General features: G+C 61.5%; 7 protein-coding genes and 1 pseudogene. 5 read left to right on the top strand and 3 right to left on the bottom strand.

Annotation, left to right across the window (positions count from 1 at the left end; genetic code table 11):
* Positions 1 to 184: 184 nt before the first annotated feature.
* From PQR67_RS32760 to PQR67_RS32750, 3 genes and pseudogenes are all read left to right on the top strand, one after another.
* Complete coding sequence (locus PQR67_RS32760; protein ID WP_408466951.1) at positions 185 to 1,342, top strand: porin; 1,158 nt, start codon at positions 185 to 187, stop codon at positions 1,340 to 1,342.
* Between the two features lie 67 nt (positions 1,343 to 1,409).
* Positions 1,410 to 3,860, top strand: coding sequence for a penicillin acylase family protein (locus tag PQR67_RS32755; protein ID WP_408466950.1), 2,451 nt, complete (start codon positions 1,410 to 1,412; stop codon positions 3,858 to 3,860).
* Positions 3,861 to 4,090: 230 nt separating this feature from the next.
* A pseudogene (locus PQR67_RS32750) lies at positions 4,091 to 4,981 on the top strand (LysR substrate-binding domain-containing protein).
* Here PQR67_RS32750 and PQR67_RS32745 read toward each other — a convergent pair.
* Positions 4,928 to 8,524, bottom strand: coding sequence for an indolepyruvate ferredoxin oxidoreductase family protein (locus PQR67_RS32745; protein ID WP_408466949.1), 3,597 nt, complete (start codon positions 8,522 to 8,524; stop codon positions 4,928 to 4,930). The pseudogene PQR67_RS32750 and the gene PQR67_RS32745 sit on opposite strands and share 54 nt — an antisense overlap.
* A 97-nt stretch (positions 8,525 to 8,621) precedes the next feature.
* On the opposite strand from PQR67_RS32745, the gene PQR67_RS32740 reads away from it, so the two are divergent.
* Entirely contained in the window at positions 8,622 to 9,527 is a 906-nt protein-coding gene (locus PQR67_RS32740) for a LysR family transcriptional regulator (protein ID WP_408466948.1), read from the top strand.
* A gap of 215 nt (positions 9,528 to 9,742) precedes the next feature.
* Here the strand turns inward: PQR67_RS32740 and PQR67_RS32735 are convergent, their stop codons facing one another.
* Together PQR67_RS32735 and PQR67_RS32730 are read right to left on the bottom strand one after the other, a co-directional pair.
* Positions 9,743 to 10,813, bottom strand: a complete 1,071-nt coding sequence (locus PQR67_RS32735; RefSeq protein WP_408466993.1) for a rhodanese-like domain-containing protein — start codon at positions 10,811 to 10,813, stop codon at positions 9,743 to 9,745.
* A 36-nt stretch (positions 10,814 to 10,849) separates the two neighbouring features.
* A complete protein-coding gene (locus PQR67_RS32730) occupies positions 10,850 to 11,506 on the bottom strand; it encodes a peroxiredoxin (RefSeq protein WP_408466992.1) in 657 nt (218 codons plus the stop codon).
* Between the two features lie 569 nt (positions 11,507 to 12,075).
* Between PQR67_RS32730 and PQR67_RS32725 the strand changes: the two genes are divergently transcribed.
* Positions 12,076 to 13,767 (top strand): glycoside hydrolase family protein, encoded by a 1,692-nt coding sequence (locus PQR67_RS32725; RefSeq protein WP_408466947.1) that lies wholly within the window; start codon positions 12,076 to 12,078, stop codon positions 13,765 to 13,767.
* Positions 13,768 to 13,834: the final 67 nt, after the last annotated feature.

The raw sequence follows: 13,834 nt of genomic DNA, 5'->3' as shown, positions 1-13,834 counted from the left end.
TAAGGTCTGGTGATCGGGGTGAATAAAAAAGCATCTTATTTGAAAAAAATGGCGCCGATATATTGAGCGCCACTTAATCGCGTTGACCCGAATTGTGCACGACACACGACAACGTGATGCATCGCATCGACTGAAGCCGAATCCAGGATCCGATCTGTTAATTGAACTGAGCGTCTCAACCACAATGAAGAAAAAAATCATCTTGATCGCCACGTTAGGATTGCCAGCATTCGCCGTCCCCGCTTTCGGACAAAGCAGTCTTTCACTGTCTGGCGTCATGGACGAAGGTCTGGTCGTCACCAACCACGCCAACCCGCATGGCGATGCCGCCTATCAGTTCCAGAGCGGCTACGCGCAAAGTAACATCGTCACGCTCAGCGGCACGGAAGATCTCGGTGGTGGACGAAAGGTCACTTTCGTGCGCAAGACCTCGTTCGATATCAACAGTGGGCTGTCCGCGCCGGCTCGAACGTATATCGGCATGTCGGACGAGAAGCTGGGTACCGTCACGCTTGGCCGTCAGTACGACTCTGTTCTCGATTACCTTGCCCCGGTGACAGCCAACGGCAACTGGGGCGGCGTGCTGCTTTCGCACCCGCTGGATAACGACAATACGGATGGTTCGTTTCTGGTGAACAACGCGATCAAGTACGCGAGCGCGGAGCTTGCCGGCTTCCAGTTCGGCGGCATGGTCGGTTTCAGCAACGACACGAAATTTGCCAATGACCGTCTATACAGCTTTGGCGCGCAGTATGTGCATGGCCCGCTGCAGCTCGCCGCGGCCTACCTGCAGGCCGACAATCCGGGCGCGCAAAACAGTGGCGCGACGCCGCTCGGAGACGTGAACTTCACGGCGGCGCGCTTACGTATCTTCGGCGCCGGCATCAACTATCAGATCGGGTCCGCGACGCTCGGTTTCGTCTATTCCAATACGAATGTCGGGAAACCGGTGAGTTCGAGCTGGTACACGGGTTCGTCGGGCACGACCCAGTTGCCGGGCAGTGGGCCGGATGCGTTCAGCTTATTGAGGTTTCAGAACATGGAGTTCACGGGGACCTATCAGATCACGCCGAGCTTCTTCGTGGGCGCGCAGTACGTCTATACGCTGCTTGACGCCAATACGGCGGTCAGAAACATGAGCCTGCAATTTCATACCGCCGGGTTGATGGCGGATTACGTCCTGTCGAAGCGCACAGATATCTATGTGCAAGGCGCCTATGAAAAGGTCGCGGGCGACAAGACGGGCACCGTACTCGATTACGCCTATATCACCGGGGCCGGTGGAATTTCGTCGACCTCGAGTCAGATCGCGTTGCGCGCCGCGATCCGTCACAGATTCTGAACGGCCCGAAGCCGCTCAACGTCTTTCGCACGTGCTTTCCAATAACTCAAAAATGCCAGAAGGTACTATGAATCGCACAGTTGTCATTTCTCCGCTGCTCATCTCCGTATCGCTCGCGGCCGGATGCGCGCAGGCGCCGAGAGCCGAACCCGTCGCCGCGCAGGCCGCTCAACAGGTCCGTATCGATCGCGATGCCATGGGCGTCCCCCATGTTTTCGGCAACACCTCGGCGGCGGTGATGTTTGGAGCTGGCTACGCCGAAGCGCAGGACCGGCTCGCCGACATGGAGCTCTCGCGGCGCCGGGCATTGGGACGTACGGCCGAGGTGCTGGGGCCGTCCGCGGTCCAGTCGGACATCATCTCGCGCGATCGCAAGCTCGACAGTGCCGAACTGCTCCGTATGTATCACGAGATTCCGCCCGAGCATCAGCGCATGATGCAGGCCTATGTCGACGGCGTGAACCGGGAGATCGCCGAGATCGAGCAGGACCCTGCCCATAAGACGCCTTATGAAATCGCGCACTGGGGTGTGAAGCCGGAGCGTTGGACACTCCTCGATTACCTGTCGATGATTTCCGGCTTTCCGCGTGATCGCGGCGGATTCGAGCTGCAGAATCAGGCCTTTTATAACGCGATGGTGACGCGCCATGGCCAGACGGCCGGGCGGGAGATCTTTGACGATGTCGTGCCGGTGAGCGACCCCGAATCCCCGACGGCGATACCGGCGGGTGAGGATCTCGCACCGGCGCGGCCCGTGCCGAAAGCGACCTATCTGACCCTGGCGCAGACAGAGGAGGGCATGCCGCCCGCAGCGGCCCCGGCCCCGAGCAACAATCATAGCCGCTGCCTTGTCATCGGCCCGCAGCGATCCGCGAGCGGTAAGGTGTTGATGCTGGAGTCGACGGCCGACGGCGCTGAAATCCATCTGCATGGCGGCGGTTTTGACAGTGCCGGCTTTACGTTGCCCTCGTGGGGCATCCCGATCATGGGACGCGGCCCGCATCATGGATGGCTCATCGCCACCGGCCAGGAGGATACGACGGATACCTTCGCCGAACGCCTCAACCCGCAAGATCCTCATCAGTACTGGTACAAGGGCCAGTGGCATCAGATGGACGTCCACAACGAACGAATTCTTGTCAAAGGCGCGGCGCCGGTCGATCACGAAGTGGCGCGCACGATTCACGGGACGGTCGTCAGTTGGGATAAGCCGCATGGCGTGGCCTATACGCAGCGCTTCGCCGAACGTGGCCACGAACTCGACAACTGGGTCGCGGTTGTCGAGATGCAGCGGGCACGTTCGCTCGCCGATTTCGAAACCAAAGGAATCGCGCGGGTTTCAACCGACTTCGGCATCTGCTACGGCGACGAGAGTGGCCAGATCGGTTTCTGGGAGACGGGTCTGCAGCCGGTGCGTGCGCCGGGCGCCGACCCGCGCCTGCCGACACCGGGTACAGGCGACTATGAATGGCAGGGTTTTCTGTCGCTCGCGGAGCGGCCGCACATGCTCAATCCGAAGCAGGGGTATATCCATAGCTGGAACAGCAAGGCCACCACCTGGTCACGCGAGGGGGACGAGGGACGGTTCGGTGCGACCTTTCGCACCTGGCTGGGAAATCGTCTCGGAGCGTCTGCCTCGTCCGTTACCCTGCTCGATATGGAGGACTACAACCAGCAAATCTGGAACGCGATGGGCGCGCGCGACCGGAATCAGACGTCTCCCGACTTCTTCGCTCCTGCTTTGCGCGCGGCGGCGGCTGAAGCGCATGATCCTCAGGTGTCGCAGGCCGTGGATCTGATGCTCTCGTGGAACGGCCTCTATGAAGATCGCGACGGCGACGGCTACTACGATAGCCCTGGCCTCACCCTGTTTCGCACGTGGCTCGAGGTCGCTCCCAAGATGATCTTTAGCCGCACTACGGAGGACTGGTGGAACAAGATCGATGCCGACCGGTATCTCAAGTATCAGACGAGCTTGCTGTATCGCACCCTCCAGGGTTCGAAGGCAGGGCTGCCGGTCAAATTCGACTATTTCAATGGCCGTCCACGCGATGCCGTGGTGGTCGACACGATTCGGCAAACGATCGAGACGGCTCGCAAGAAATTCCCCGGCAAGCCGATGGACGCGTGGCGCATGCCCATTTACTGGAAATACTTTACGGATGAAGCCGACGACCCGGCGCACCTCCCGCTCCCTGACGACGATGAGCGAAGCAGCACGACATGGGCGGAACTGGGTCTCGGGCCGAAGAGGGTGCCGTTGAATGGCGGCGAGCAGTGGGTGGGCCTGATGGAACTGGGGAACGGCCACCCGGTGCTCTATTCCGTGACCGAAGCCGGCGGACAGAACCAGTTCATCGACCCGTCGGGACATGGAACGCCGCATCTCACCGACCAGGTGCAGATGCATGCGCAGAACCATCTCAAGCGTATCGACCTCGATCCAGAGGATGTCCGGCGCAGCCGGAGTTCTTCGGTGACGCTCGAGTACGACGGACCCGTATCGCGGCTTCCGTGACGTTACCGGTCGCGGACCGGTAATTTGACGCGCCGCGCGAGCCGCGGCAGCGTCGCGCTACCGCGCGTGGGTTCACGGGAAGACGTTGTGGAGATCATGCGTCATGCCTCACAGGAAGACCAGCCGCAAGACGGCCCAGGTCAGGATCAGAATATGGCCTGAAGTGTGCGCGCTTTACTTTTGCGAAAGGAGTGGTCTATAAATGAAATTATTTTGATTTAAAGTCAACAATGAAGACCACGCTGGATGAACTGCAAACCTTCGCGACCGTGGTCGACATGGGATCGATCACGGCGGCCGCCCAGCAGCTCGACCTGACGGTCTCGGCCGCGAGCCGGACGCTCGCGAGACTCGAGGAGAAGCTGAAGACGACCTTGCTGCGCCGAACCACGCGCCGGCTGGAGCTAACAGAGGAAGGGCGGGCGTTTCTGCAGAATGCGCGGGCGATTATCGAATCGGTGGAGAGCGCGGAGGAGCAGATGGTGGCGCGGCGCGACAAGCCGTCCGGACGGTTGCGGGTCGACGCCGCTTCACCGTTCATGCTTCACGTGATTGTGCCGCTCGTGCGGGGGTATCGGGAGCGCTATCCGCAAGTGGAGCTGGAACTGAACAGCAACGAGGGGATCATCGATCTGCTGGAACGGCGCACCGACGTCGCGATCCGGATCGGCCGGTTGAAGGATTCGACGCTGCATAGCCGGCTCGTTGGCAACAGCCGGCTTCGTATTCTGGCGAGTCCCGGTTTTCTGGCGGCGCACGGCCAGCCACGCAAGGTCGAAGATCTCGGCAAACATGCGCTGCTGGGATTCAATCAGCCGGATTCGCTGAACGTCTAGCCCGTGCTCGGCCCCGACGGCGAGCCGCATCGCATCGAGCCGACGGTCTGGTCGTCCAGCGGCGAGACGCTCAGACAACTGGCGCTGGATGGCGTTGGCATCGTCTGCCTGTCGGACTTCATGACTGGGCAGGACCGGGAGTCAGGACGCCTCGTGCAGATTCTCGGCCGCCAGACTCAGGACATCCGGCAGCCGATCCACGCCGTCTACTATCGGAACACCGCTATTTCCTCAAGAATTGCTTCGTTTGTCGATTACCTGGTCAAAGCGTTCGAGGTGCGGTGAGGCACGATAGTCGCGGAGCCATTGTTCGCGTTTCGTCGCCGCAGCGATGACATTGCGTTCCTTGACGTGACCAAATCCGCGGATTTCATCGGGCAGATTGGCGAGCTTCATCGCAACCTCGAAGCGCGTGCTGTCGAGCGTTGCGCAGAACTCGTCGATCAGCGTGACGTATTGTTCGATCAATTCACGTTCACCGCGGCGCTCGGAGGTCTTGCCGAACACATCGAGCGTGGTGCCGCGCAGGACTTTGAGTCTGGCGAGGAGGCGGAACAGGCTCAGCGTCCATTGGCCGAAGCGCTGTTTCTTCAGGTGGCCGTGTTCGTCGCGTTTCGCGAGTAGCGGCGGGGCGAGATGGAAAGCGAGCTTGTAATCGCGGCCCGGTTCGCCTTCGAATTGCGCGCGTAGTTTGTCCAGATAAGCGGGGTCCGCGTAGAGACGTGCGACTTCGTACTCGTCCTTATAGGTCATCAGCTTGGCGAGATTGCGCGCGACCACCGGCGTGAGGCGTAGCTTCGCGCCCGCTGCAAGCTTCGTTTCGGCGGCGCGCATACGGGTGACCACCTCCACGTAACGCGCCGCATAGCGCGCGTTCTGATAGAGCCCAAGCCGCTCGACGTTGCGTTCGATGAGACGGTCAAGCGATTCCGGCATCTGCACGACAATCGCCTGCTGCTTGTCCGCACGCGGCGCAAAAGCATCGGCTGCGGTTTCGCCGTGCTGCGCGATATAGCGGCCCCACTCGAACGCGAGTCGATTCTTCTCGACCGCCACGCCGTTAAGCTCGATGGCCCGATCGAGGCTTTCGTAGCCGACCGGCAGCCAGCCGCGTTGCCAGGCAAAACCGAGCAGCAAGGGATTGGCGTAGAGCGTGTCGCCGAGAAGCGCGAGAGCAAGACGATTCGCGTCGATGAAATCGCAGTCGTCGCCGATACTCTTGAGCAGGTCGTGCCGCGTCTCGTCGGCGGGGAAGCTCCACTGCGGGTCGCGAACGAATTGCGCGGTCGGCGTCGCGCTATTGTTGATCGCCGCCCTGGTCACGCCATGTTGCGTGCGGGAAAGCACCTCGGCGGATGCGGAAACGATGGCGTCGCAGCCGATGATCAGACGCGCTTCGCCGGTGGCAATGCGCGTGGCGTGCAATTGATCGGGGGTCGCCGCGATCTGCACGTGGCTGAGCACCGCACCGCCTTTCTGCGCGAGCCCCGCCATATCGAGTACGGTGACGCCTTTGTTTTCGAGGTGAGCGGCCATGCCCAGCAAGCCGCCGATCGTCACGACGCCGGTGCCGCCGACACCGGTTACCAGCACGCCATAAGGCTTCGATAAGGCGGCAATCGCAGGCCGGGGCAGCGCCGCGAAATCGGGCAGTGCGGTGCCTGAACTGGCCTTAGCGGGCTTCTTCACCTGCGCGCCTTCCGCCGTCACGAAGCTCGGGCAAAAGCCGTTCACGCAGGAGAAATCCTTATTGCAGGACGACTGATTGATCTTGCGCTTGGTGCCGAGCGCTGTTTGCAGCGGCTCGACCGAGAGGCAGTTCGATTGCACCGAGCAGTCGCCGCAACCTTCGCACACCGCGTCGTTGATAAACGCGCGTTTGGCGGGATCGGGATAGGTGCCGCGTTTGCGGCGCCGGCGCTTTTCGGTTGCGCAGGTCTGGTCGTAGATCAGAATGGTCGTGCCGGCCACGTCGCGTAACTCGCGCTGTAACCGGTCGAGTTCATCGCGGTGGTAGACCTTCACGTCATCGGGAAGACGCACCTTCGCATCGTATTTCTCCGGCTCGTCAGTGACGATCAGCACCCGCTTCGCGCCTTCGGCCGCCACCTGAAACGCGATCTGCGGAACCGTGAGCACGCCGTCGACCGGCTGGCCGCCCGTCATCGCGACCGCGTCGTTGTAGAGCACCTTGTAGGTGACATTCGCGCCCGCCGCAATCGAGGCGCGAATCGCGAGGAGACCTGAGTGAAAGTAGGTGCCGTCGCCGAGATTGACGAACACGTGCCGCTCATTCGTGAAATGCATCTGCCCGGTCCACGCCACGCCTTCGCCGCCCATCTGGCTGAACGTCTCCGTGTTACGGTCCATCCACATCGACATGTAGTGGCAGCCGATACCGGCCAGCGCGCGTGAGCCTTCCGGCACGCGGGTCGATGTGTTGTGCGGGCAACCGGAGCAGAACCACGGCTGACGTTCGGCGACGGAACGCGGCGTGGCGGCTTCACGTTCCTTGGCCTCGATGATCGCAACGCGCGCTTCGATCCGCGCGCGCACATCGGCAGGCAGATCGGCCTGCGCCAAACGCCGCGCGATTGCCTTCGCGATCAGGGCAGGCGAGAGCTCGTAATGCGCCGGCAGCAGCGTCTGCCCGCGTGGCACGGACCATTCGCCGCCTGCGTTGTCGCGCTGATCGAACTTGCCGAATACCTTGGGACGAACGTCGTCGCGCCAGTTGTACAACTCTTCCTTGAGCGCATATTCGAGGATCTGACGTTTCTCTTCGACCACCAGGATTTCGTCGAGACCGGTGGCGAAGTCCCGCGCGTTCTGCGCGTCGAGCGGCCACACGCAGCCCACTTTCAATACGCGAATGCCGATGCGCGCGCAGGTCTCGTCGTCGAGCGACAGGTCGGCGAGCGCCTGCCGCACGTCGAGATAGGCTTTGCCCGCGGTCATGATGCCCAGGCGCGGCGTGGGGCTGTCGATCACCACGCGGTTCAGTTTGTTGGCGCGGACGTAGGCGAGGGCCGCGTACCACTTGTGATTGAGCAGACGCGCTTCCTGCGCGAGCGGCGGATCGGGCCAGCGGATATTGAGTCCGCCGTCGGGCATGTCGAAGTCGTCCGGCAAGACGATCTGCAAACGGTCCGGATCGATATCGATCGACGCGCTCGATTCGACCACGTCGGTCACGCATTTCATCGCGACCCACAGGCCGGAATAGCGGCTCATTGCCCAGCCGTGAAGCCCATAGTCGAGATACTCCTGCACGCTCGCCGGATAGAGCACCGGAATGCCGCTGGCGACGAACATATGCTCGGACTGGTGCGCGACCGACGACGACTTCGCCGCGTGGTCGTCGCCCGCAAGAACCAGCACGCCGCCGTTTGGATCCGTGCCGGCAGAATTCGCGTGCTTGAAGACATCCCCGGTACGGTCGACGCCCGGCCCTTTGCCGTACCACATGCCGAATACGCCATCGACCTTGGCGCCAGGCCAAAGATTGATCTGTTGCGTACCCCATACCGCGGTGGCCGCAAGATCCTCGTTAACCCCAGGCTGAAACACGACGTCGTGTTCCTTGAGATGCTTCTTCGCCTTCCACAGTCCCTGATCCAGCGCGCCGAGCGGAGAGCCGCGATAGCCGGACACATACCCCGCCGTCCTGAGGCCGGTTCGCTGGTCGCGCGCCTTCTGCAGCATCGGCAGACGGACCAGCGCCTGCGTGCCGCTCATGTAGACGCGGCCTTTTTCGAGCGTGTATTTGTCGTCCAGCGAAACGGTGGCGAGTGCGTCACGTAGCTCGGGCGATAGCGGGGCATTCATGGTCCATGTCTCCGATGGTTCTATTTGAGCCCGAGTATAGGAAGCGGAATTTCCATCGTAAAATCACGAATACCGAATCCTGCTATGCGAAAAACACATGTCAAAAGACATCACCCTGCGGCAGATGCGTTACTTCGTGGCGGCCGCGCAAAGCGGGCAGTTTTCGATGGCGGCGACTGTCGAGCACGTGTCGCAATCCGCGATTACGAACGCCGTGCTCGCATTAGAGGAAACCCTGGGGACACGGCTGTTCGAACGCTTGCCGCAGGGTGTCACGCTGACACCGGACGGGCAGGACTTCCTGAATCACGCGCGGCACATACTGGATTCAGTGCGCGACGCGGTCTACAAGGCCCCGTTTCGCTCGCATGATCTGAAGGGGACGGTGCGCATCGCGGCGTCCTATACGCTGTTGGGCTATTTTCTGCCGGAACTGATGGCACGCTTTCGTGCGACTTACCCCGATGTCGAGATCGATCTGCACGATACGGACCGCGCGTCGATCGAGCAGGCGGTGCTCGACGGCGATGTCGATCTTGGGGTTGCGTTGCTGTCGAATGTGGAGCATATCAGGCGTTTTCAGCACCACACACTGATTCGTTCCCGGCGGCAGTTGTGGACCTCGCCCACGCATCCGCTTGCGCAACTCAATGCGCCGTCGCTCGCGGATGTTGCGAACTATCCGTATATCCTGATCACCGTGGACGAAGGCGAGGAGTCGACGCTGCGCTACTGGAGGCGCAATGAAATCGAGCCGAACATCGCGTTTCGCACCAGTTCGATGGAGGCGTTACGCGGTCTGGTTGCGTATGGCTTCGGGGTGACGATTCTGTCCGACATGGTATTTCGTCCGTGGTCGCTGGAGGGCAAGCGGATTGAAGCGCGGCCTATCCTCAACGCGATTCCGCAGATGGATGCAGGCATGTTGTGGCGCAAGGGCTCGACCCTGGATACGCCGGCGGTTGCGTTTCAACAGTTCCTGATTCATGCCTGCGGAAGTTGAGGGCAGGAGGCGGATTTTCAGGTTGAGTCGCGCCGCAACGGCGCTGTGATGATGTCGGTGTTTTCGGATGTATCTGTTTTTCGCATACCCGAATCGTTATCGAACGCCGCGTAACCTGCCGTCCATCACGGAAGGGCCTTGCGCAGCAAGCGCGGCGCTGTCGATGTCGATGTCGATGTCGGTCAGGCGCTGAGGCGTGGTGTTCGGAGAAACCGCTACATGCTGCCGTTCTCGACGGTGCGTCCTTCAGCGCGCCAGCGGAGCATGCCGCCGGCCAGGTTGGCAACCCGCTCGAATCCGGCCTGCCGCAGAATGATCGTGGCTTGTGCGGAGCGCCCGCCGGCCCGGCAAACCGTCACGATCGGGCGTTCCTTCGTGAGTTCGGCGGCGCGTCCGGCCAGGTCGCCCAAGGGGATGAGCGTGGCGGCCTGGATGCGCCCCAACGGTCCGTCGAACTCGTCGGGCTCTCGCACGTCGACGATCTCGACCGCATGCGGATTTTCCTCGAGCCACTGAGCATTGATTTCCCAGATCCCCGCGAAGCTGCATGTCAGCGGCGCCCAATCGGGCTCCGCCATCTGCGCGGGGTCGCTCGCCGCCAGGCCGCATTTCAGGTTCGCAGGCACGGCTATGTCGATCTGCTTCGGATGCGGCAAGCGCAGGTTCGTCATGTAGCCGGCGAAATCCGCTTCACACAGCTCACCGCCAAGGCGTGGATTGAAGCGCCGTTCCTCGTCCACGCTCGTGACCGTCAAGCCGCGATAGTCGTGGGCGGGGTAAAGCAGGCACGCGGCAGGCAGCGTAAAAATGTGATTGTGGATCGCACGAAACATGGCGTGTGCGTCACCGCGCTGGAAATCCGTGCGGCCTGTGCCCCGGATCAACAGGCAATCGCCCGTCAACGCCATGGTCTCGTTGTCGAGCACGAGTGTGATGCAGCCATCGGTATGACCCGGTGTCGCCCTTACTGTGAGGTACCTCGGGCCGAACTGGACCTTGTCGCCATGGCTCAGATAGCGGTCGGCGCCTTCGGCGCCGCTTGCCGCCGATATCGCAATCTGGCTACCGGTACGACGATTCAGCATCCAGGCGCCGGTCACATGATCGGCGTGGACGTGGGTGTCGATGGTGTAGAGCAGATGCAACCCAAGTTCGTTGATCAAGGCGGTATCCCGGCGCGCCTGTTCAAATACCGGATCGACCAGCACGGCCTCTCGCGTCGTGCTGTCGGCGAGAAGATAGGTATAGGTTGACGACTGCTGGTCGAATAGCTGCCGGAAGATCAACACGGTTTGGCTCCGAGGTTCGCTTTTGCGGGTACTTTACTTGGGTTGCGCAACGTAGCGCAGGTAAGGCTTCACCGTTTTGAAGCCCTGCGGATATTTTTGCATTGCGGCATCGTTTGAAACGGAGGTTGGGATGATCACGTCTTCACCCGGTTTCCAGTTCACCGGCGTTGCCACCGCGTGTTTCGCGTTGAGTTGCAGCGCGTCGAGCAGGCGCAGCACCTCGTCGAAATTGCGGCCTGCGCTCATCGGATAGACGAGCATGGCTTTGACTTTCTTGTCCGGCCCGATGAGAAACACCGAGCGGATGGTGGCATTGTCCACCGCGGTGCGCGGTCCGCCGCCGCTCGCCTCGGGGTGAATCATATCGTAGAGCTTCGCGACCGTCAGGTCCGGGTCGCCGATCATCGGGTAGTTGATCGCGTGGCCTTGCGTCTCGGCGATGTCCTTGACCCACTCGTTGTGGTCACTGACCGGATCGATGCTCAGCCCGATAATTTTCGTGTTGCGCTTATCGAATTCCGGCTTGAGACCTGCCAGGTATCCGAGTTCCGTGGTGCAAACGGGGGTGAAATCCTTGGGATGCGAAAACAGGATCGCCCACTGGTCGCCGATCCACTCATGAAAACGGATCGTTCCTTCCGTGGTTTCGGCAGTGAAATCGGGCGCGTCTTCTCCCAGTCGAATTGACATCATTAGCCTCCATAGGGTGGGTGCATCAGGGTGCCCGTGTCGCGGTGGAGCGGGGTACGCCAGGGCTACCTGGGGTTTGGATTTCAATTGGTTCGACTCGAGATCGCCCTAAGGCCAGTTGCACGGCATCGCCTTGGCGGGCCATCCGCGGGTCGCCTATATAGCGTAGAACAAAAAATGAATTTCGCTATCAGCAGACGTTAGGGTGAATCCGCCGTTATGGCGGCCAGCTTTGCTGGCACGCCGAAGAAACACCCCCGCACCTTGATCCGGTTCGTACCCGGATTCCCGCCGTGCGCGGGTCGATCCGGCTCGCTGCCTGCCCAGTTTATGTTCGTAAGATCCGTGACCCGTCATCGACATGACGCTTTCGCATCATGCGCTCACGTTAGAAGCGGACCTGCAGAACCATCTTCGCGAAGCGCGAGACACCGTTCAAACATCGCGCCTCTGCGGTCCAGACAGATCTACGCATTTTTTCAGTATCCCGCGGCGCGTGCTCGAGGCATGCACCGCGGGCTTGTGTTTGGTCGGTCGACTCCATCAATCAAAACATGCAGAGGGGAAGTATGAGGAAAGCTTCGTTCATGGCGCTGTCGGCGATAACGCTGGCGAGCGCGCTAGTGGCCGCCTGCGGCGGCAGTCTCAACAACGACCCGGCAAGCACCGCCGCGGCGTCGCCGGCCGGGGCGTCGGCACCTGCCGCTGCTTCGACACCGGCGGTTGCGGCAGCAAGCGTCAAGTGGTCGCTGGATAGCGGCGTGCAACCGGCGGCTGCCCAGATCAACGTGGGCACGTCGATCGGCAAGGGCGCCGGCGCGACGCCGTTCACGCTCGACAAGCTGGCGCTCGATCCGAAAAATACGCAGAACACGACCAACCCGTTTCTGACGACGGGCACCGTGCCCGACACGGCCGCCGGTTATTGCGACTACACCGTCACGCCGCCGGTCCGCAAGACCTATGCAACCGGCTCGAAGTTCGTCATGCCGCCGACCGATCCGCTCGTCAACATGGCGCCGTTCTATTTCCCGCTGGTGTACACCAGCAACCTGACAACGACAGGTAACGTGAATGGCACGACCACGCCGATCATCGGCCTGTTCGACTGGCGTCCGAAGGACATCAACGAGTCGGTCGTCGCGGCCGAGTCGGACGACAACGGCAAGACCTGGTACTTCATGCAGAACGTGCTGGAACTCAATCCCGGCGAGTGCCCCGCCACGATCACGAGCACCAATGCAGCGACTACCGCCGACAACGGCTGGGGTCATGCATCGCTGCTGCAACTGCCAGGCACGCAGGCCGCGACCGGCCAGATGCTCTACACGCTGAATCGCGACCCGGCCAAGGTCGACGTGGCGCCGCTGAACGTGATCTCCCTGCCGCTCGCCAGCGCCAAGTTCCCGATCTGGAACACCAACAACACCAACGTGGGCGGTCAGGACATCGCCGCGGTGGCGACGGCGACAACCAACACGGCGGGCGCGGTGAACCCGGTCGTCGTGCAGCAGACCAGCGGTTTGCTGAACCCGGACGGGATCATGGCCGTCGTGCCGAACACCGACCCGACCAAGGCGACCACGGTGCTGTACGTGCAAAAGATCCTGAATGGCGACAACACCGGCAGCACGACGATGCCGGTTGCCAATCAGTGCGCGAAGGCGCCGTTTAGCGGCAAGACCAACCACGATATTTCGAACGTGCGTTTGGCCACAACCAAGGACGGCGTGAACTTCACCGATCTGGGTGTGGTGAGCGGCCTGAACGATCCGACCACGGTGGACTACAACGGCACCCGCTGGATCAGCCCGCGTGGCACGCTGATCGATATCAATGGCGACGGCAGCCGCTGGGGTCTGTACTTCTCGGGCGGCAACTGTCTGGACGGCGATTCGGATGCGTTCCACTACATCGGCTATGCGGAATCGAGCGACCTGAAGACGTGGACGGTCTATAACGACATCAACAGCCCGATCGCGTCGATCAACTCGATCACGACGACCAACCAGGGTGGCGCGAAGACCACGGTGACGATTCCTGCCAAGGCGCCGATCATCCCGACGCAAACCTGGTTCGCTCAACGTCTTTATGCACCGACCGCCATTCAGATCGACGCGACCCACTTGAGCGTGACGTTTGCCGGTTATGGCGTGCAGACACCGAATACCAATCTGCTGAACTACCGTCAGATCGGCAATGTGGTGCTGACAGCCAGCAAGTCGCTGCCGAAAGCACCGAACAATATCAACAACCAGTAACGAACTGGCCCCATTCAGGTGCGGCGCGGCAGCGCCGTGCATGAGTGGATGGCAGAGGAGGCCGCCC

The organism is Paraburkholderia fungorum, from assembly GCF_046026025.1.
Lineage (GTDB): Bacteria > Pseudomonadota > Gammaproteobacteria > Burkholderiales > Burkholderiaceae > Paraburkholderia > Paraburkholderia fungorum_E.
Note: the sequence above shows the minus strand (reverse complement) of the source record. Positions and strands in the feature narration are given on the sequence as shown.

What these genes read in the sequence shown, in the direction of transcription:
- PQR67_RS32730 (WP_408466992.1), bottom strand. Translation starts at nt 11,506, where the DNA reads ATGTCAATTCGACTGGGAGAAGACGCGCCCGATTTCACTGCCGAAACC.
- PQR67_RS32755 (WP_408466950.1), top strand. Translation starts at nt 1,410, where the DNA reads ATGAATCGCACAGTTGTCATTTCTCCGCTGCTCATCTCCGTATCGCTC.
- PQR67_RS32740 (WP_408466948.1), top strand. Translation starts at nt 8,622, where the DNA reads ATGTCAAAAGACATCACCCTGCGGCAGATGCGTTACTTCGTGGCGGCC.
- PQR67_RS32725 (WP_408466947.1), top strand. Translation starts at nt 12,076, where the DNA reads ATGAGGAAAGCTTCGTTCATGGCGCTGTCGGCGATAACGCTGGCGAGC.
- PQR67_RS32745 (WP_408466949.1), bottom strand. Translation starts at nt 8,524, where the DNA reads ATGAATGCCCCGCTATCGCCCGAGCTACGTGACGCACTCGCCACCGTT.
- PQR67_RS32760 (WP_408466951.1), top strand. Translation starts at nt 185, where the DNA reads ATGAAGAAAAAAATCATCTTGATCGCCACGTTAGGATTGCCAGCATTC.